We start from the raw sequence: 19,010 nt of genomic DNA, 5'->3' as shown, positions 1-19,010 counted from the left end.
GCTCGTGCGAGTTCCACAAGATGGTTCATCATAACTTAAGTTTGCAACTATTTGCAAGGAGTTATTTCTGTAGCCACGTGGCTAGAACCATGGCGTGGTTGTGGTCGCGGCCGGCAGCACCGTAGAGGAGGGTTACGGGGTGGCGGGAGGTGGCGTCGACAAGCGTTTCTAGGTCTTTGTCGTTGCTGGCGTTGAGCTCGTCGATGTAGCGTTTGCTAAATTCGGAGAATTTAGCTGGGTCGTGGCCGAACCATGTGCGCAGGTCAGGGGTGGGCGCGACACCTTTGAGCCAGAGGTCTGGCTCAAGGTCGTCTTTTTTCACACCGCGCGGCCAGAGCCGATCCACCAAAATGGTGGTGCCGTAGGTTTTTTCACCTTTGAGGACGTCGTGGACTTTTGCGATGTGAATATTCATTTACGCGTTGATTCCCTTAATGCGACGGCCGAGCTCGCGGGTGACTTCGCGTTCCTCGGTGCGACGCTTGATGTCTTGGCGCTTGTCGTAGTCCTGTTTACCTTGCGCAAGTCCAAGTTCGAGCTTGACGCGACCGTTTTTCAGATACAGCTTCAGAGGTACGAGCGTGCGGTTGCCATCGCGGACTTTACCCATGAGTGAGTCGATCTCTTTGCGGTGCAGCAAAAGTTTTCGGGTGCGCTTGGGTGAATGGTTCGTCCACGATCCCATGGAATATTGCGGGATGTGGAGGTGCTGGAGCCAAATTTCTCCATTTTCCACGGTGGCGAAAGAATCCACGAGGGAGACTTTGCCTTCGCGTAGCGATTTAATTTCGGTGCCTAAAAGCACCACGCCCGCCTCCCACGTATCAATAATGTGGTAGTCATGGCGGGCCTTGCGATTGGTCGCGAGAACAGCGTTGTTGTCGTCGACTTTCTTTTTCTTCTTGGCCATAGTCTTTCCAAGTCTACGGCACAAAGATCAATAGTCTTATTTCCTCACGTAGAAACGTAGCGTTAACTGAGCAATAATGCCTGCGACCACGATGCCGATTCCGGAAATTATTGGTGCAACCAGCCAGATGTCGGTGGTGGTTACTGGCGCGATCAGTTGCGATTCATAGAGTCCGCGAAGTGCTTTGTCGATAACCAGTTCTTTACCTAGGAACAATCCCACGGTTGCCAGGACCGCACCAACCAAGGTGGAAAGGATTGCTTCTAAAACGAATGGGCCTTGGGTGTAGAACCGCGATGCGCCGACTATACGCATGATCTCAGTTTCTTCGCGTCGGTTGAAGGCAGCGATCTGAACCATGTTTGCAATGAGGAAGATTGAGGCTAGCACTTGGACTGCGGCGATCAAGAAGGTGGCGTTGCGGATGGAGTCAAGGTTTTCTGTTGCTCCGCGCAAATCATCAACTTGGTCAATCACGTTGCTTACTTGGGGAAGCTCGCGGATCGGATCGAGAATCTCTACGGCTAGTGGATCTCCGAGTCGGACGTGGAATGCTGCGGGCAGTGCATCCGGGGAGGTTTCTGCAACAAGTACAGGATCGGTGTCTTTGAATACTTCTACAAATCGTTCGTAGGAAGCTTCGCGGGATCGGTACGTGATGGAGTCGATGCCATCGATTTTCTCTAATTCGTCACGGACTTGCGTGCAGGTTTCTGCCGCACAGTCTGGATCGTTAGCAGAGGTGTCTTCATCCAACTGGATCATTACTTCCACACGATCCAGGTAGATATCTTTAGTCCGCTCGGTCATGTTTGTGACTAGGAACCCAGTAGCCAGCAGAGCCAAAGAAATGGAGGTGGTAATTATCAGCGCGATGGTCATGGTGAGGTTGCGGCCCATGCCACGAACCGCTTCACGCAATACATATCCAAATGCCATGTTTAAAGATCTCCCCTATCGCATTTCGCCATAGACGCCATGCGCATCATCGCGGACCATTTTGCCCAGATGCAGCTCGATGACTCGCCTGCGCATATCGTCAACTGTGCGTGCATTGTGGGTAGACATCACCACTGTGGTGCCAAGCCGGTTGATTCGGTTGAGTAAAACCATGATCTCATCGGAGGTGTCGGGGTCGAGGTTGCCTGTGGGTTCGTCGGCAAGCAGCACCAACGGGCGGTTGACAAATGCTCGGGCAATGGCGACTCGTTGTTGTTCACCACCGGATAGTTCATTGGGCATGCGGTTGGCTTTTCCAGCAAGGCCAACCATTTCTAAAGTTTCGGGAACAAGCTCTTCGATTTTGTCTTTCTTCTTCCCGATTACCTCGAGGGCGAATGCGACGTTGTCATAAACGTTTTTGTTTTTTAGCAAACGGAAATCTTGGAAAACGTAGCCGATGCGTTGGCGCAGTTTATTTACTTGCGTTCCGCGGAGTTTGTTCACCTGAAAATCAGCCAATGTCAACGATCCAGAACTGACTTTCTCCTCTCTGGTCATTAGGCGGAGGAATGTTGATTTTCCAGAGCCAGATGGTCCGATGAGGAAGACAAACTCGCCCTTTTCAATGTGTAGGGACACATTGTCTAATGCAGGGCGGGTTGAAGTCTTGTAGTTCTTGGTGACATTCTCGAAGGTGATCACGGCTCACACTTTAGCGAAACTCCTGTGACTAAAGAAACGGAAGTGACAAAACTCCACAAACTTCCACAATCCCTTAAGAATTGCCACGCATTAATCAGCTATCCCCAAGCAGAGCTGAGCAAAAAACTATTCGGAACCTTGAGTTTCAGCCATGCGCCAGCGAATACCCGCCTCCAGCAATCCATCGATATCGCCGTCGAGGACTTTTTGCGGATCGTTGACTTCAAAGTTGGTGCGCAGATCTTTCACCATTTGGTACGGATGCAACACATAAGAACGCATCTGATTACCCCACGATGCATTGCCTCCTGCACCTAGGGCATCCATTTCGGCGCGTTCTTCTTGGCGCTTTCGTTCAAGCAGTTTTGCCTGGAGAACACGCATCGCAGAAGCCTTGTTCTGGATTTGAGATTTCTCGTTTTGGCAGGTCACCACGATGCCGGTTGGGATGTGAGTCAAACGCACTGCGGAGTCGGTGGTGTTCACAGACTGTCCACCAGGTCCTGAAGAGCGGTAAACATCAACGCGGACATCGGCATCTGGGATGTCAATGGAGTCGACTTTTTCTACCACCGGAAGCACCTCAACTTCAGCAAAGGAGGTTTGGCGGCGGCCTTGGTTGTCAAAAGGACTAATGCGCACGAGGCGGTGGGCTCCCTGCTCGACAGAAAGTTGACCATACATATAGTCGCCGTGAACCACGAAGGTGGCTGATTTAATGCCGGCTTCTTCGGCGTAGGAAATATCGTAGATATCTACTTTGTGTCCGTTTTTCTCAGCCCAGCGGGTGTACATGCGCATGAGCATTTCAGCCCAGTCCGCAGCATCAACACCGCCAGCACCGGATCGGATATTGATCACAGCTTCACGAGCATCATATTCACCCGAGAGCATGGTTTTTACTTCCAACGCATCAATCAACGAGCGCAGTTCCGCCAACTCATCTTCAGCAATAGAGGTATCGCCGTCTTCTTCCTCGGCAAGTTCCACCATAATGGGAAGGTCTTCAATACGCTGGCGCAATTCAGTGACTTTGCGCAGCTCAGCCTGCACATGGGACAGCTCAGAGGTGACTTGTTGTGCATGATCGGGGTCATCCCACAGAGAAGGATCAGCTGCCTGAGCTTCAAGTTCTCTGACTCGGTCAGACATCTCTTGCGGATTCAGCACTTTTTCAATGGTCGTCAGCGTGCTGTCTAGCTCGGAGAGTTCTGCAGAAAATTCGGGACGCATGTTTGAACATATTACCCGTAGCCTCATTCGGCATACCAAGCGGAACCAATGCACAATAGAAAGCATGACTAAATCAGAGCAGACACATCCTGCGGCAAGCCTTGAGGACATGATCAAAACCATCACAAAAACGTTCGTGATTGCGCATGAACAAGATTCAGATGAGCATCTTGCCCAGGCGTTGGTATACAACGCCGGCCGTTTGGCGTGGAGAATGCGCGAAAACGGAGTGGATACAGATTACAAAACGTCTGTTTCTGATGTAGTCACCGATGCCGATCGTGCCGCAGAGACTTTCGTCGCGGGCGTTCTTGAAGCGCTGCGGCCTGAGGACGGCGTGCTTGGTGAGGAAGGCGCGGCCCGGGCGTCGAAAAGCGGAAAAACCTGGGTCATTGACCCGGTCGACGGTACCTACAACTTCACGCAAGGCTCTGATTATTGGTGCTCAGCGCTCGCGCTGGTGGAAGGCGATCCGTCCGCGCCGACGCGTCTGCTTTTCGGCGCCGTGCACCGCCCGGCCATGGGATATACGTGGTTCGGTGGCCCGGGAATCCGCACCACGCGCGACGGGCAGGAGCAAAAATTGCTTGTCGACGCCCCCCTCTCCCACATTTCCCTCGCCACCTACATCCACCCAACACGTATCGCAGATCCGTCGATTCAACAAGCATGGCTAAGCGTTGCCACCAAACCTGCAACCCTGCGCATGCTTGGTGCCGGATCCATCGATCTTGCCAGCATCGCCGATGGCAGCGTTGGTGCGTGGGTGCAGCACAGCGTCGCCGACTGGGATTGGCTACCCGGCCGCGCACTCATCGAAGGTGTCGGCGGTGCCTGCATTAAAGTCACCGCAGGTGGCGTGGAATGGTCCGTTGCAGGAAACGCAGAAGCAGTTAGTGAGATCTCCGAAACATTAAGCGCACTAGACTAACAAGCCATGAGCAACTATGCAGATGATTTAGCCCTAGCCCTCGAACTCGCCGAACTCGCCGACTCCATCACCCTCGACCGCTTTGAGTCCTCTGACCTAGAAGTCACCTCCAAACCAGATATGACTCCGGTCAGTGACGCCGATCTGGCGACCGAAGAAGCACTCCGCGAGAAAATCGCCACCGCCCGCCCGTCCGATTCCATCCTCGGTGAAGAATTCGGCGGCGACGTAGAATTCAGCGGACGCCAATGGATCATCGACCCCATCGACGGCACCAAAAACTACGTCCGCGGCGTCCCGGTCTGGGCAACACTCATCGCACTGCTCGACAACGGCAAACCCGTCGCAGGTGTCATCTCCGCACCCGCACTAGCCAGGCGCTGGTGGGCATCCGAAGGGGCCGGCGCATGGCGCACCTTCAACGGCAGCTCCCCACGCAAGCTGTCCGTGTCCCAGGTGTCAAAGCTTGACGACGCCTCCCTCTCCTTCTCCTCCCTCTCCGGCTGGTCCGAACGAGATTTGCGCGACAAGTTCGTCTCCCTCACCGATACCACCTGGCGACTCCGCGGCTACGGCGATTTCTTCTCCTATTGCCTCGTCGCCGAAGGTGCTGTAGATATCGCAGCCGAACCAGAGGTAAGTCTTTGGGATCTGGCGCCTCTGTCTATCCTGGTCACCGAAGCAGGAGGAAAATTCACCTCACTGGCAGGCGTCGATGGCCCTCACGGCGGCGATGCAGTTGCCACCAACGGAATCCTCCACGATGAGACGCTAGCTCGTTTGAAATAGCTTCAGTCTGGTTTCGTCTTTGCATCTCAGGATTCGGGGTTTCCTGTTGGAACAACGCCTCAAAACCTGCATATCCGACCAAACCCATAGGCACTCTGGGGATTTTTGGTCGCCGGTTTAAATTTTCAGGGCTGAGTAATGGCATATCTGACCAAAACTTGGCCTCAAATAAACGATCTTGGTCCGCAGATGAAATAAGCAAAGTGGCCCCACAGATTGGTGCGTATTTAGGTGTTCGTGTCCTTGACAGCACACGACCTGCATAAGACCAAACCAGGAGACCCAGAAATCACGTTTTCGACGTTTGTGGGTCTCCTGGTTTGGTCGGGCTCACGTTTTAGCGCCACACCCGAAAAGTCATACCTCCCCAGAAGCGCTTCTAACGGGTTTTCAAGGTCAAGCGCATACCAAAACTCATCTAAGAAAACTCGAGGCCTTAAACAAGCGATAAACGCCTATCGCTCATTTTCATGCCAACTGTTCTAGAGCCGTAATCAACAGCGCGTTAGTCGGGTTCACCGAGTTGGGCCACATTAGTGCCGAAATTGTCCCCCAAAAATCTGCACTGGTCAGAGAATCAAGATGATCATCCTCTAGTGAAATCTCAAGTCGGGAAATGGGATCCATTTGGGCTAAATAAAAAATCCGCCACTCCCATTGGAACGACGGAAATTTTTTAACACTACCCTGCTGTTGGTTGGAAACCTCGGCCGGGAAGATTCTGAGAATCCAGATCGGTGATGATGCTATCCATATTCACCGATAATGTCGGCATGAAAAATGGTCCCTGCAGCGGAGTAGTACACGCCAGGTTGTAATCAGGAATAACACCACCGGAAACAAGACCGACGACGCGTCCACCCGCGATCAACGGAGCACCCGAATCTCCACGACCTGCACACACCTGAGACATAGTCATGCGTTGATCGGCAGTCCACACCAAACCACAGGTGTAACCCGTAGCAACCCCGTTTTTACACACTTCCTGACCATTTGCGACTCCCCCACCAACAGCATTTGCAGTAATGCCGTTGTAGGAATTGCTTAATTCAGCATTTGAACCAAATTCAATAACGGAGTAATCGGAGTTAGGGGCGTTGTACACCACAGTTCCAGAATCACCGACCCAATAAGAATCAGCAGAACGAACCGCATCTCCTGATTTTCCACAGTGCCCTGCGGTGATACCAATCTTTCGACCATCCGCATCTGTGCCAGTCACCGCGAGTGTGCACATCGAGTTGCCGTTGAGGTAAATCGGAGTGCCGGGCCCGTACAGTGATTTGCCCTGTTCCTCTACAATTTTGGATTCCTCCGGAACGGCAGGCGCATCAAACCACGATCCTGGGACTCGGTGTAAAACTTCTCCCGGAGTAGCACCCATAATTTGCGATTGAATATCGGTGCGCACCTGATAATTAGGTAATGCTTTTTGCGCTTCCTGCTCCACTAGCTGCAGAGTTTGCTCCACAACTTGGCCACCTGACGTTGCTACCTCATCTCCATAAGGTGCCAATGCTGCATCAATCTGAGAGTTTACTTGCTGATCAAAATTTTCAGCGACGCCTCGATCAACGCTCACGCCAAACTGCGCCAACTGAGCATTCGCTTGATCAACGATTGCAGTTGTATTCACCCACTCCGAAGCTGGGGTTTCCGCCGCATTGGCTGCAGGTGCGAAGATGCTCACCCCCGCCATCAAAATGGACGTTGCAAAAATGGCGCGGCGTGAGACCGATATGCGCATAGGTATCTTTAGTTCACTTTCATAACAGCAAAAGGGCAATGCAATACATAATGCCATGATTAAGGTAACTTTGACGCGCACGAAATCGAACTGTGACTTAAGCAATTCCCCGTCCAGAAATATTGGCCGCTTTTCATGAGGTAAGCAGATAAGCCACGTTGGAAAACGCTGTGAAAACCACGTCATTTCCGGCAGATAGTAGTCCGCGAGCAGGGGGAATGTGGATTCTTTTCCTTCTGGTGACCTGCACATCTTATACCCCAACAGCTCCCCCGTTTAGGGGTACAAGTAAGGTGCAGTGACTCCAGCCACCCAGTATAGACTGCGCCGAATAGCCTCAACACACCAATCAAAATGAGTGCACCGAAAGTCAGCGTTGCATTGTTGAGCAAATGCATCAATGCCGGTATCCAAGCGTTGCGGGTCCAGATATACACCAGGTTCATCAACAAACCAGCAAACATATAAGGAACGATAGCTGAAACGTCGCCGTCGAAATTACCAAGGTGAATCAAACCGAAAACCACACTATTGACCACAACGGTCAACCCGATAGTAAGAGCATTCCTCCAAATAGGTAGCTTTTCCAGCAATGTGTAGCGGAATACAATCTCTTCAATAAAAACAGTGATGTTGGGAGAAAGCATCGCAAATGCCATGAGTGCAAAACCAACACTGCTTATCATCGTCAGGTCTGGGGAGTACACACTATCCGTCGTGGTTAGATCGAAGAGGTTTGTGCTGGGCACCTGAAGAGCATCCATTACTGCGCGCACAATTTGAATGACTATCTGCAAGCCAATCGCACCAGCGACGACTAAGACGGTTGCCTTCAACCGGGCCTGCTTTAGTGCTCGCCAATGGCGTCGGAACATCGGTGCATACAAATAGATGAGGATGCCACCAATGATCACCGCTAAACGGCATCGATGACCGCGATGGACGTTCCGGAAATATCTAGTCGAACAAACAGCAGAGGAACAACAAGGATCAGCGGGATCGCTAGTACAGCAAAAACATCCCGCTTCCGAAACTGTCGATCAAGAGGAGACTTTTCTGGACGAAGTGAGCGAGACCGCGTGTGTGTTGCCATAACTTTGTCTTACCACTCGGTGTAGATAAAAGATCCGCCACTTCAGCAGAATGGTTCAAGATCACTATCCAATACGAAAAACCCCTCAACCGAAGTTGAGGGGAATTTTCTATCTTAGTAGCGGGGGCAGGATTCGAACCTACGACCTCTGGGTTATGAGCCCAGCGAGCTACCGAGCTGCTCCACCCCGCGACGCGATGATTGTTAAACCATCTAATCTATTGCAATGATTGCTTTCGCGCTCTGTGCAACGTGTAGAAACTATACAGAGCGCTTCAGCAAACATCAAATCGCCAGTTCAGCTTGTTTTCCAATCAGGTCAAGCCAGGCTTGGTGGATGCGGTAGTCACCGGTTTCTTCGGGATGGAAAGACAGTGCCACGATATTGCCTTGCCGCACACCAACTACTTCCCCGGTCTTGAGAACACCGATCGCTTGCACCGCACCACACTCGGTGACGATGGGTGCTCTGATAAACGAGGCCTGCACACCCTCAAACGATGCGCCGTCCCAAGCAACGTCAACGGTGGTGTCGAAAGATTCGCGTTGGGTACCGAACGCGTTTCGACGCACCACCACATCCAGCACGCCTAAGGTCTGCTGGCCTCGAGCCGGATTTTCTAACTTTTGGGCCAGATAGATCAAACCAGCGCAGGTCGCAAAGACCGGCAGCCCTTCACGGATGAGCGCTGCCAAAGGTTCTGCCACGCAGAATGTGCGAGCAAGTTTATCCATCACCGTGGATTCGCCACCAGGGATAACTATGCCGTCAAGCCCGTCAAGATCTTTTGGAACACGCACTTTTCGAGTCTGCACTCCAAGTGCTTCCAGGGCTTTAACATGCTCTTCGATTCCACCTTGAAGAGCTAAGACACCAACGATCACCAGCCGCGCTCAGCAAGTCGGTGAGGTGCTGGGACGTCAGATACGTTGATGCCCACCATGGCTTCGCCCAGGCCGCGGGATACATCGGCGATGACGGAGGGGTCGTCGAAAAGCGTTGCAGCCTTGACGATCGCTGCGGCGCGCGCGGCTGGATTGCCCGATTTGAAGATGCCTGAGCCGACGAATACGCCTTCTGCACCCATCTGGCGCACGAGTGCGGCATCGGCTGGAGTGGCAACGCCGCCGGCAACGAAGGTGACCACTGGTAGCTTGCCAGTGATAGCGACTTCACGGACCAGATCATATGGCGCCTGGAATTCCTTGGCGGCAACGAAAAGTTCATCCTCATCGAGAGAACGCAGGCGGTTGATATCGCCGCGAATGGTACGCAGGTGACGGACTGCCTCAGAGACATCGCCGGTGCCGGCCTCACCCTTGGAGCGGATCATGGCAGCACCTTCGGTGATACGTCGCAGAGCTTCACCAAGGTTGGTTGCGCCACACACGAAAGGAACATCGAACTTCCACTTGTTGATGTGGTGAGTGTAATCAGCAGGGCTAAGCACCTCGGACTCATCGATGAAATCAACGCCGAGAGCTTCCAGAACCTGCGCCTCCACGAAGTGACCGATGCGTGCTTTCGCCATGACCGGAATGGAAACCGCATTGACGATTCCCTCGATCAGATCCGGATCACTCATGCGGGCAACGCCGCCTTGAGAACGGATATCGGCAGGAACGCGCTCCAGTGCCATGACAGCGCTGGCGCCTGCGTCTTCTGCGATGCGTGCTTGTTCAGGGGTGACCACATCCATGATCACACCACCCTTGAGCATGTCGGCGAGTCCGCGCTTTACGCGGGTGGTTGCTTGAAAAGTTTCTTGAGTTTCGGTCATGACTGATCATCCAACGCCACCAAGTGGACTAGGACTAGATCCACTTTTAGCCACTTGCATTAGACCACTTTTTTGGCGACCATGAAACCATGCACGCCATCCTGCCCATCGCCCTCAATCCACAAGAGCCCACCTCCATTCCCACGCAGCTCACAGAACAAATCCGCGAACTCGTAGCCCAAGGAATCCTCACCCCAGGAGACCCCCTTCCCAGCACCCGAAGCTTAGCCACCCGTTTGGGGGTATCACGCGGAAGTGTCGTGACCGCTTATGACCAATTGGCAGGTGAAGGCTACCTCACCACTACTCGTGGTTCTGGGACAACGATCAACCCAGATCTGCATTTGTTGAAGCCGGTGGAAATTGAGTGGAAGGAGACGTCGAAAAGCAATCCTCCCCCGCTGCTCAACCTAAGCCCCGGCGTGCCTGATACAGCCACGCTCGCCGATTCCGCTTGGCGCGCTGCCTGGCGCGAGGCCTGCGCCAATCCGCCCACGCACTCCCCAGATCAGGGCCTGTTGAGGCTCCGGATCGAGATCGCCGACCACCTCCGCCAGATGCGGGGCCTCAAGGTGGATACTGAGCAGATCATTGTGACCGCCGGGGCGCGCGAGGGTTTGAGTCTGCTGCTGCGCACCATGGATACTCCGGCACGCATCGGCGTCGAGTCGCCCGGCTACCCGAGCCTGCGGCGCATTCCCCAAGTCCTTGGACATGAAACCGTCGATGTGCCCACCGATGAATCCGGTCTCGTTCCGCATACCCTGCCCCGCGACCTTAATGCGCTGCTGGTCACCCCCAGTCACCAATATCCCTACGGCGGATCACTGCCTGCGGATCGACGCACCGCGATCGTTGCATGGGCTGAGGCAAACGATGCGTTGCTTATAGAAGACGATTACGATTCCGAGCTGCGATACGTCGGCATGCCGCTTCCCCCGCTGCGCGCACTCGCACCCGATCGCACGATTCTGCTTGGAACATTTTCCTCCGTTATCACCCCACAAATTGCCTGCGGATACCTCATCGCGCCGGCACCTGTTGCGCGAAAGCTTGCTGCGCTTCGCGGGATACTCGGCCAGCCAGTCAGCGGAATCACCCAGCATGCGCTCGCTTCCTACCTCGCCTCAGGTGCTTTACGACGCCGCACCCAACGCCTTCGACGCCTCTACCGACACCGCCGATCCATCGTCCAAGACACCCTCGGTGATCTCCCCACAACACAGCTTCGCCCCATCAACGGCGGACTCCACGCAGTCTTACTATGCGAAAAACCCCAAAACATAGTTGTCTCCGATCTGGAATCTCGAGGACTCGACGTCACGGCCCTCTCCGACTACTGGGGAGGCACCGGAGCAGACAACGGCATCGTCTTCGGCTTCGGCTCCCACGACGAAGACACCCTCAAGTGGGTACTTGCTGAGATAACCGATGCGGTGACTCAATAAAAAACAGCCCAGGAGAGATTTCCCGGGCTGCTTTTTAGCTAAACGCTACTGCGCTGATTGGTAGTCAGAAATTGCGCGGTCGAGTGCATCGAGGGCACGACCGTACTCTTCGAAGGAACCATCACGTGCAGCTTCAAGGTTGCTCAACGCCTGGTTGATGGCATCAAGGCTTCCGGCCTCTGCAGCTGGCGTCGAAGGTGTTTCTTCTGCTGGCTGATCAGTTTCAGGTTGCTCAGTTGATGGAGTGGTAGCTCCCTCATCGACAACATCGATATCTTGAGCTTCCTTAGGATCAATGCCGACCTGTGCCAATGCTTCAGCGATCGTTGGTGCGTAACCAACCTGACCCTTGTAGAAGACCAGAACACGCAGAAGCTTAGGGAAGGCAGATGCCTGATCTTTACGCTGCGAGTAGATCGGTTCGACGTAGAGGATCTCTCCGCCACCGACTGGAAGTGTCAGCAGGTTACCGTTGTGCAGATCGTTAGATCCACGCCACAGCGTTTGATCCTGCGCTACTTGGTCGGAAGACATCATCGCATCCTGTGCCTGCTTAGGACCCTGAGTCACGGAATCGGTAGGCAGCACACGAACGGTGATTTCGCCGTAAGAATCCGGATCGGACGATGCAGACATGTGGGCAGATAGGTACTCACGCTGCAGACCACGGAATGGTGTAATCAGCTGGAAGCTTGCCTCACCGGTTTCTGGGTCAGCTGCAACGACGTAATAAGGAGGCTGCTTAAGCTCTTGGCGTCCTTCTGCGGCGGTTGGATCACCTGGGACAGACCAGAACGCATCGTTGGTGAAGAAGGTGCCGGAATCATCGACATGGTACTTAGCAAGCATGTCGCGCTGGACCTTGAACAGGTCTTCTGGGTAGCGCAAGTGTGCACGCAACTCATCTGAGATTTCTGATTCTGGCTTAACAGTGTCAGGGAACACTCCGCGCCATGCCTTCAGCACTGGATCTTCGGTGTCGAACTCATAGAGTTCAACGGATCCGTCGTAGGCATCAACGACTGCCTTGACTGAATTGCGGATGTAACCAACACGATCGGTGATCAACGGCTGCGGGGTGCCGTCTGGCATCACAGCATCCTGGGTGGCTTCCGTCAAAGATGTCCTGGTTGAATACGGCAGGCTATCTAAGGTGGTGTAGCCGTCGACGATCCACTTGATGCGGCCATCGATAACCGTTGGGTACGTCTTGGAGTCGGTGGTTAGCCAAGGGGCGACTTTTTCCACACGGGAACGTGGATCGCGTTCGAACAAAATCTTGGATTCGGAACCAACACGATCCGAAAGCAGCATGTTCATTTCTTGGTAACGCAGTGCGAAGGTTGCACGGTTGAATATATTTCCGATATCAACACCGCCGGCACCTTGGTAGGTGTAGCTGGAGGTATCAGTGTCGTACTCAACTGGGCCATCGCCGGTGTCACCAACAATTGCATAATCCGCACCATCTGCTGCAGATGCGATCAACGGTCCGTAGTACACGCGAGGCTCGTCAACTTTGATACCGAGCTCTTCAGCATCTTCGCTTTCTGCTGCACGTGCATTGGATTGCAGATCTGAAACGGTGTAGACAGGATAGCCACCACGGGTGGATCCAACGTCGCGAGCAACCTCATCGACCTGGTTCGCTTGGGCTGCAATAAAGCCGTTGCCGTGGGTGTATACCGTGTGGCGGTTGATCCAGTCCTGCTGGTTTTGCTGCAAAGCGTTTGGATCAAGCTCGCGGGCGGCAACAACGAAGTCGCGGAGCTCACCGTCTACTTCAAAGCGGTCCATCGCCAGCTGGTCTGGGAAACCATAGAAGTTTCGCAGCTGCTGTTGCTGGGTGAAGGTAGGTGACAGGATCTGAGGATCAAGCAAACGAATGTTAGAAATCGTGGCGGAATCAGCGGCCACCTCTTCGTTGGTGGTCTCCCCTGCTCCCCAGTTTTCCTCGTAGGTGACATCATCATCGGTAATGCCGTAGGCATACCTCGTGGAATCGATGTTTCGAGAAATATACTCTGCTTCTTTTTCTGCACGGTTTGGCTGTACAGAGAAACGCTCGAGCATCAGTGGCCAAGCAGCGCCGATAATAACCGAGCTCAACAGCATCAGCACGACAGCTAGACCTGGAATTCGAAGGTCTTTCAAGAAAATGGAAGAAAAGAATGCAATTGCCACAAATAGCGCGATCACCAAAAGAATAATCTTTGCAGGTAGCTGCGCATTGATATCAGTGTAGCTAGCACCAGTGAAGGTGGAATTTTCCTTGGTCAACAGGTCATAGCGATCAAGCCAGTAACCAGCGACTTTAACCAACATCCACAAACCGGCCGTGACAGCGAGCTGAGCGCGTGCACCACGGGAAACATAAGACTTCTGTCCAGTCATCTGGTTTCCAGCGCGGATTCCACCCATGAGGTAGTGGCCGACAAGTGCGATGAGGAAAGCGACGATAAACAGCATCGACAAAGAATCAGCGATCAGACGCAGCATCGGCAGATCGAAGGCATAGAACCCATAATCATGTCCGAATTGTTGATCCGAAACGCCGAAGCTTTGTCCATTCATCCACAACTGGACGGTACGCCAGGATCGCTGGCCGATGAGTCCAGCGAGCAAAGCAACGAAAACCGGCACGATCACCATGATGCGGCGCAGGCTGTTTTCAATCATCTGACGGTATTGGAATACTGGTGATTCCGCGTCAAAAGCCGCCATCGCATCCGGGCGAAGTTTTGTGACAAAGTAGCCAGCAAGCCAGGTGATAAATCCAGCGACTAGAGCAAAGACCACGAATAGGACGATGCGGGTGATAATAACCTTGGTGAAAACACCCCGGAAATCTACTTCACCGAACCAGAGCCAGTCGGTATAGAAGCCAACGCTCATGGGGGCGATGAGAATGATCAACGCCACGATGGCGAAGGTCCACGTCACCGCCTTTGGAGGTCGCTTGATCGGTTGGGGCGGAGGTGTGAGACCAGTCGACAAGACAATATCCTTATTTTTTACGTGATTCTGCGTTTCTCCCCTACTCTACGGTTTAATCACCTATAAAGGCCAACAAGTATGTTCACAAAAGGAAAAAATAATGAACGATTCCATTTTTAGCCCCCAAGCCTTGAATAAAGCGATGCTTGAGGCCGTCGAATTTATCCACGCCGAAGGTTGGGATGCCGGGCCAACACTATTTGCGTTGGTTCCCACCGAAATGCTGGTAGACACCTTGGATGACGCCGATGAACAATCCCCTTTGACGTTGGTTGTTCAAGACAACCTGCCAGAGAACTTACTGCCAGGATCTGAAGCCCTCGGCGATTACATTTCCCGACTGGCATGGCCTGCCGAAATCGTCGGTGCGGTGCTTGCGCAAGAAATCATGTTCACCGACGCAGCCGTCGCAGGATCCGAACCTCGACCCGCGCGCCTATTTTCTGGAGTGTTGCGAGGCGACGCCGAACTAACCCTTTTGCAGCTGCGCCCCACCGAAGAAGAACTTAGCGAACGCGGTCCCTTTGCGGAAGACGAAATCGAACTGCGTGGCGGCCCAGGAGTTGCACCAGGCGTCATCGCAGCACTGCGTTATACCCTCGAAGCAGACCCCGAAGAGATCTAAAAACTGACTTTCCGTCCCCGTTCGCTAGGATAAATTAAGTTAACCCCGCCCACATTTCACATGAGGAGTTCACACTGTGGCGTCCACCCCGCACAAGCATGTCCGCGTTGCATTGGGATTCGTGGCGCTTATTCCTCTATTAGCTGCATGTTCGGGTGGAAATACCGAGACACCAACGACAACTGAGCCGAGCACAACCCAGACGTCTGCTGAAACCACTACGGAAGAGACCTCTGAAACCACCCCAGAGTCAAGCACTGCCGAAACGTCGACGGAAGAAAGTGGGGAGACGTCGACAAGCAAACCGCGGATGACTAAGGACGTCGAAGCCGCCTATAAAGTTTTCGCGTCGCTGGCGCCGGTCGAGCTTTTTGAGCAATTTGACACCTGTGACCCCTCAGGGGTCGAAGATTCTTTTGCCTGCAACGGCCCGGAAGTCGGGCAGTTTCAGTTCTTTGACAACGCATCCAAAGCCACAAGCACCACGCAGCTACTCACCGAACTGCGCAGCTCACGCGTTGTCGAAGACACCGGATCAAAAGTAGTTGGCTGGACGACGATCGGCACCATGTCGATTATTACTGTCGTCGACAACGATGAAGGCCTCGTGCTGCAACAAATGGTGTCGTCGGACAAAATTGATCCCGAAGAACGCATCTACGAACTCGGATTAGCAACGCCGAAGGAAACGGAAGAAACAGAGGCTTCAGAAACCTCAATGGCTTCCGATTCCAAAAACTAACTACAGGTCTGGTAGTCCGCACCGTCGTTGAACGCCGCCATCTGATCAATCGCTTGAGACAACGAATCCACCTTCAGCACCGTCATATTCTCTGGCTTCGCGCTCATCGCCTCCGCGCAATTGTCAGCCGGGCTTAAGAACACTTCCGCACCAGCATCCTCCGCCGCGCGCACCTTGTGCGCAATTCCGCCGATCGGGCCCACCGATCCGTCCTCAGCGATCGTGCCCGTGCCAGCGACAAACTTGCCGCCATTCAGCGCACCAGGAGAAAGCTTATCGACGACCGCCAGCGAAAACATCATGCCCGCGCTAGGCCCACCGATATCTTCCAAGTTGTAATCCACCTCAATCTGGCTCGAGGGAACTGACATCATTGAAATACCGAGCAGTGCCATCGAAGGATCATCCGGGTGCTCGCGCAAGGTGATGGAAGCTTGAGATTCCCGATCGTTTCTCTCATAAGAAATCGTGATCTCATCGCCGGGAGCTTTGGAGCGAACAATGTTTTGTGCATCTCCCGGAGTGGAAATCGCGGTGCCATCGATGCTGAGTAGTTTGTCGCCGGGTTCGAAAACTCCGGTCGCGGCACTTTCGTTGAGTACTTCTACTACTTCAACTTCGACTGGGATATTGAGGTAGTTCATCGCGGCGATCGTTGCTGAAGATTCCGATGCGGTAAATGCAGTGCGGTTTGATTCTTCTACTTCCTCGGTGCTTTGTCCGGGTGGGAAGATCTGCTCGATGGGAACGATCGTGTCATCGGTAAACAGCCAACGTGAGATCACCTGCGACAGCGTCATGCCGGAACGAACCGACACCGTGGTCATATTCAGGTTGCCTTCGGTTTCATCCAAATCAGTACCACTGATGGAAACAACATCTTGCCCATCAACTTGACCAAGCGTGTTGATCGTTGGCCCGGGGCCTTCAGCGGCATAAGGCACAGTCAAGTTAATGTTTGTACCAGGGATATGGTCGATGCTTACCAATGATGCCAGCAGCACCAAAGGGATTGCACCCCACGTGAGAGTCTTGATTCGGCGATTCACGAATATCCACCCTACAACCTGTGTTCGCTATCAGCGTTGTTCGGATCGTAGCAATAGGAAATAGTTGCCTTGTAGATTGGTAAATATGAATTCTAATGGCTTTGGTTTCTCTTTTGGCAACAACGACGACGATGATGACAAAAACCGAAACAATGATCCTTTCGGCTTTTTCGGTGGCAACTTCGGTTTCGGCCAACAAGGAGGTGCCGGAGGGCCTGGCGGATTAGGCGATATCCTTAACCAATTTGGCCAAATGCTGTCCGGCATGGGTGATTCCATGAACTCCCCCGAGGCCGCAGGTCCAGTTAATTATGATTTAGCAGCACGTATCGCCCGCCAGCAGATTGGGCGAGCTACACCGATTAAAGATTCAGAAAAGGAAGCAGTCGAGGAATCCCTGCGCTTGGCAGAGCTGTGGTTAGATAACTCCACCCAACTGCCTACCTCCGGACACCGCGTAGAAGCATGGAATCCGGAGAACTGGTTAGAAAACACTTTGCCTGTGTGGAAGCGTCTTGTTTCCCCTGTGGCAGAGCAAATGAACAAAGCTCAATTAGAAAACTTGCCTGAAGAAGCCCGTGAAATGATGGGCCCGATGTCTTCATTGATGAACTCCATGTCATCAATGAACTTCGGTGTTCAATTAGGCAATGCACTCGGCGATCTAGCTAAGCAAACCCTCACTGGTTCTGATTTCGGCCTTCCGATTTCCCCAGTGGGAGTATCCGCAGTTCTCCCAGGAAACATCTCTCAAGCATCCAAGGGCCTTAACGTTGCTCCGCAAGAAATGCTTGTTTATATCTGCGCCCGCGAAGCCGCCCGCCAGCGCCTTTTCAAACATGTGCCATGGCTTGTTGAACGTCTCGTATCTTCCGTCGAGGAATACGCAGCTGGCCTTGAAATCGATACTTCACACATCCAAGAGGCGATGGGTAATTTCCAAATGGACAACCCAGATCCAGAACGCCTCCAAGAAATGATGAACGAACTCCAAGGCATGGATCTTTCCCCACGCATCGGCTCCCGCAACGCCAACGCGGTCTCCCGCCTAGAAACCCTCCTCGCGCTTGTCGAAGGCTGGGTCGACATCGTTGTTACCGAAGCACTCCAAGAACGCATCCCTTCCACCGATGCGATGAATGAAGCCTGGAAGCGTCGCCGCGCAACCGGCGGATCCGCTGAACAAGCTTTCTCCCAAGTCGTCGGCATCGAACTCGGCGCACCAAAAGTCTCCGAAGCAGCCGAACTCTGGCGACGCGTCGAAAACGCCGTCGGAATTGAACGCCGCGACGCTGTCTGGAACCACCCCGACTTCCTCCCCACCGCCGAAGACATCGAAAAACCAGCCGAATTCATCGACGCACTACTCGGCGAATCCGACGGCGACTCCTTCGACCCGATCGCAGAAATCACCGCCTTGGAAAAACTGCTCGCAGAAGAAGCAGAGAAGAAAGGCAAAGACTCTGACTCTAGTGAGGAATCAGAAGACAACCCCGACGATTCAGACAAATCCTAAAACTTTATCCCCACCGCTGATACGCCTCCAAATAGCCCTTGGCCCTCTCCGCCAAGGGTGTTTTGTCTGCCCACTCCCAAAACTCCGCCGAGTGGCCTGGAATAAACGTATGCGTCAACTCATGAACCAACACCGCATCCAACACATAATCCGGCACGTTTCTTAACCGATCCGAAATCCGAATCTCCGCAGTCGCTACGGTGCATGAACCCCACCGCCCCGTCTGATTGCTCACCCACCGCACACTTTCCACGCGCGCTTTGCTGTCAAGGACAGATTTATTTAACCGATGCGCGCGCTCAAGGAGGTCGGAATCGCTTGAGGCGGACGATCGGTTGCGTCGACGAAGCTTTTCGACGATCTCCCCCACCGCTTTTTCTTCCTCCGCCTTAGACATCCTCGCCGGGATCCTCACCTGGATTTTCCCATCGACAATGCGAGCTTGTACTGTTTTGGTGCGTTTTGCCGATCGGATGACTTCAATGTCGAGCATTTCCTGCATGAC

At 53.4% G+C, this 19,010-nt stretch carries 19 protein-coding genes and 1 tRNA gene; 6 read left to right on the top strand and 14 right to left on the bottom strand.

Translation table 11 applies throughout. The features are described from left to right. Positions 1-61: 61 nt before the first annotated feature. The 5 genes from N24_RS04735 to prfB form a co-directional block, all read right to left on the bottom strand. Positions 62-415, bottom strand: coding sequence for a DUF488 domain-containing protein (locus N24_RS04735; RefSeq protein WP_096454797.1), 354 nt, complete (start codon positions 413-415; stop codon positions 62-64). Continuing rightward, positions 416-910 carry an SsrA-binding protein SmpB gene (gene smpB, locus N24_RS04730; RefSeq protein WP_096454794.1) on the bottom strand — a complete coding sequence of 165 codons (495 nt, stop codon included), beginning with the start codon at positions 908-910 and terminating at the stop codon, positions 416-418. Between the two features lie 36 nt (positions 911-946). Beyond that, positions 947-1,849, bottom strand: a complete 903-nt coding sequence (ftsX, locus tag N24_RS04725; protein WP_096454792.1) for a permease-like cell division protein FtsX — start codon at positions 1,847-1,849, stop codon at positions 947-949. Positions 1,850-1,864: 15 nt separating this feature from the next. Next, the gene (gene ftsE, locus N24_RS04720) at positions 1,865-2,554 is read right to left on the bottom strand and encodes a cell division ATP-binding protein FtsE (protein ID WP_096454790.1); all 690 of its coding nucleotides are present in this window, start codon (positions 2,552-2,554) and stop codon (positions 1,865-1,867) included. Between the two features lie 126 nt (positions 2,555-2,680). After that, entirely contained in the window at positions 2,681-3,787 is a 1,107-nt protein-coding gene (gene prfB / locus N24_RS04715) for a peptide chain release factor 2 (RefSeq protein ID WP_096454788.1), read from the bottom strand. A gap of 55 nt (positions 3,788-3,842) precedes the next feature. Here prfB and N24_RS04710 point away from each other — a divergent pair, with 55 nt between their 5' ends. Both N24_RS04710 and hisN read left to right on the top strand, forming a co-directional pair. Then, positions 3,843-4,718: an inositol monophosphatase family protein gene (locus N24_RS04710; protein WP_096459738.1), complete on the top strand. Its 876-nt coding sequence runs from the start codon at positions 3,843-3,845 to the stop codon at positions 4,716-4,718. A 6-nt stretch (positions 4,719-4,724) separates the two neighbouring features. Continuing rightward, on the top strand, positions 4,725-5,507 hold the full coding sequence (hisN, locus tag N24_RS04705; RefSeq protein ID WP_096454785.1) for a histidinol-phosphatase: 783 nt from the start codon (positions 4,725-4,727) through the stop codon (positions 5,505-5,507). A 682-nt stretch (positions 5,508-6,189) separates the two neighbouring features. Here hisN and N24_RS04700 read toward each other — a convergent pair. The 6 genes from N24_RS04700 to pdxS form a co-directional block, all read right to left on the bottom strand. Then, positions 6,190-7,254 (bottom strand): S1 family peptidase, encoded by a 1,065-nt coding sequence (locus N24_RS04700; protein WP_096454783.1) that lies wholly within the window; start codon positions 7,252-7,254, stop codon positions 6,190-6,192. Positions 7,255-7,436: 182 nt separating this feature from the next. Continuing rightward, entirely contained in the window at positions 7,437-8,168 is a 732-nt protein-coding gene (locus N24_RS04695) for a CPBP family intramembrane glutamic endopeptidase (protein WP_096454781.1), read from the bottom strand. A gap of 2 nt (positions 8,169-8,170) precedes the next feature. Beyond that, positions 8,171-8,347 (bottom strand): hypothetical protein, encoded by a 177-nt coding sequence (locus N24_RS16220; protein WP_157736396.1) that lies wholly within the window; start codon positions 8,345-8,347, stop codon positions 8,171-8,173. Between the two features lie 118 nt (positions 8,348-8,465). Continuing rightward, positions 8,466-8,539: transfer RNA gene (locus tag N24_RS04690), tRNA-Met, on the bottom strand. Positions 8,540-8,632: 93 nt separating this feature from the next. After that, positions 8,633-9,232 carry a pyridoxal 5'-phosphate synthase glutaminase subunit PdxT gene (gene pdxT, locus N24_RS04685; protein ID WP_096454779.1) on the bottom strand — a complete coding sequence of 200 codons (600 nt, stop codon included), beginning with the start codon at positions 9,230-9,232 and terminating at the stop codon, positions 8,633-8,635. Next, positions 9,229-10,128 (bottom strand): pyridoxal 5'-phosphate synthase lyase subunit PdxS, encoded by a 900-nt coding sequence (gene pdxS, locus N24_RS04680; protein WP_096454777.1) that lies wholly within the window; start codon positions 10,126-10,128, stop codon positions 9,229-9,231. Before pdxS ends, pdxT begins: the two co-directional genes overlap by 4 nt. A gap of 89 nt (positions 10,129-10,217) precedes the next feature. On the opposite strand from pdxS, the gene pdxR reads away from it, so the two are divergent. Then, positions 10,218-11,576: a MocR-like pyridoxine biosynthesis transcription factor PdxR gene (gene pdxR, locus N24_RS04675; protein WP_096454775.1), complete on the top strand. Its 1,359-nt coding sequence runs from the start codon at positions 10,218-10,220 to the stop codon at positions 11,574-11,576. Positions 11,577-11,621: 45 nt separating this feature from the next. On the opposite strand, the gene N24_RS04670 is transcribed toward pdxR, so the two are convergent. Continuing rightward, positions 11,622-14,573 (bottom strand): UPF0182 family protein, encoded by a 2,952-nt coding sequence (locus tag N24_RS04670; protein ID WP_096454773.1) that lies wholly within the window; start codon positions 14,571-14,573, stop codon positions 11,622-11,624. 100 nt (positions 14,574-14,673) lie between these two features. On the opposite strand from N24_RS04670, the gene N24_RS04665 reads away from it, so the two are divergent. Both N24_RS04665 and N24_RS16530 read left to right on the top strand, forming a co-directional pair. After that, the gene (locus N24_RS04665; RefSeq protein WP_096454771.1) at positions 14,674-15,198 is read left to right on the top strand and encodes a PPA1309 family protein; all 525 of its coding nucleotides are present in this window, start codon (positions 14,674-14,676) and stop codon (positions 15,196-15,198) included. Positions 15,199-15,274: 76 nt separating this feature from the next. Beyond that, complete coding sequence (locus N24_RS16530; protein WP_231910875.1) at positions 15,275-15,940, top strand: hypothetical protein; 666 nt, start codon at positions 15,275-15,277, stop codon at positions 15,938-15,940. On the opposite strand, the gene N24_RS04650 is transcribed toward N24_RS16530, so the two are convergent. After that, positions 15,937-16,989: a YlbL family protein gene (locus tag N24_RS04650; RefSeq protein ID WP_096454765.1), complete on the bottom strand. Its 1,053-nt coding sequence runs from the start codon at positions 16,987-16,989 to the stop codon at positions 15,937-15,939. The genes N24_RS16530 and N24_RS04650 overlap by 4 nt on opposite strands. Positions 16,990-17,074: 85 nt before the next feature. Here N24_RS04650 and N24_RS04645 point away from each other — a divergent pair, with 85 nt between their 5' ends. Next, positions 17,075-18,505: a zinc-dependent metalloprotease gene (locus tag N24_RS04645; protein ID WP_096454763.1), complete on the top strand. Its 1,431-nt coding sequence runs from the start codon at positions 17,075-17,077 to the stop codon at positions 18,503-18,505. A gap of 4 nt (positions 18,506-18,509) precedes the next feature. On the opposite strand, the gene N24_RS04640 is transcribed toward N24_RS04645, so the two are convergent. Next, positions 18,510-18,998, bottom strand: coding sequence for a M48 metallopeptidase family protein (locus tag N24_RS04640; protein WP_096454761.1), 489 nt, complete (start codon positions 18,996-18,998; stop codon positions 18,510-18,512). Positions 18,999-19,010: the final 12 nt, after the last annotated feature.

It is taken from the genome of Corynebacterium suranareeae, assembly GCF_002355155.1.
In the GTDB taxonomy this organism is placed as follows: domain Bacteria; phylum Actinomycetota; class Actinomycetes; order Mycobacteriales; family Mycobacteriaceae; genus Corynebacterium; species Corynebacterium suranareeae.
This window is presented reverse-complemented; position numbering and strand designations above follow the sequence as displayed.

Bases quoted from the DNA above. Each gene is read 5' to 3' on its own strand.
- N24_RS04735 (WP_096454797.1), bottom strand. From the start codon at position 415: ATGAATATTCACATCGCAAAAGTCCACGACGTCCTCAAAGGTGAAAAA.
- smpB (WP_096454794.1), bottom strand. From the start codon at position 910: ATGGCCAAGAAGAAAAAGAAAGTCGACGACAACAACGCTGTTCTCGCG.
- ftsX (WP_096454792.1), bottom strand. From the start codon at position 1,849: ATGGCATTTGGATATGTATTGCGTGAAGCGGTTCGTGGCATGGGCCGC.
- prfB (WP_096454788.1), bottom strand. From the start codon at position 3,787: ATGCGTCCCGAATTTTCTGCAGAACTCTCCGAGCTAGACAGCACGCTG.
- hisN (WP_096454785.1), top strand. From the start codon at position 4,725: ATGAGCAACTATGCAGATGATTTAGCCCTAGCCCTCGAACTCGCCGAA.
- N24_RS04700 (WP_096454783.1), bottom strand. From the start codon at position 7,254: ATGCGCATATCGGTCTCACGCCGCGCCATTTTTGCAACGTCCATTTTG.
- N24_RS16220 (WP_157736396.1), bottom strand. From the start codon at position 8,347: ATGGCAACACACACGCGGTCTCGCTCACTTCGTCCAGAAAAGTCTCCT.
- pdxS (WP_096454777.1), bottom strand. From the start codon at position 10,128: ATGACCGAAACTCAAGAAACTTTTCAAGCAACCACCCGCGTAAAGCGC.
- pdxR (WP_096454775.1), top strand. From the start codon at position 10,218: ATGCACGCCATCCTGCCCATCGCCCTCAATCCACAAGAGCCCACCTCC.
- N24_RS04665 (WP_096454771.1), top strand. From the start codon at position 14,674: ATGAACGATTCCATTTTTAGCCCCCAAGCCTTGAATAAAGCGATGCTT.
- N24_RS04645 (WP_096454763.1), top strand. From the start codon at position 17,075: ATGAATTCTAATGGCTTTGGTTTCTCTTTTGGCAACAACGACGACGAT.
- N24_RS04640 (WP_096454761.1), bottom strand. From the start codon at position 18,998: ATGCTCGACATTGAAGTCATCCGATCGGCAAAACGCACCAAAACAGTA.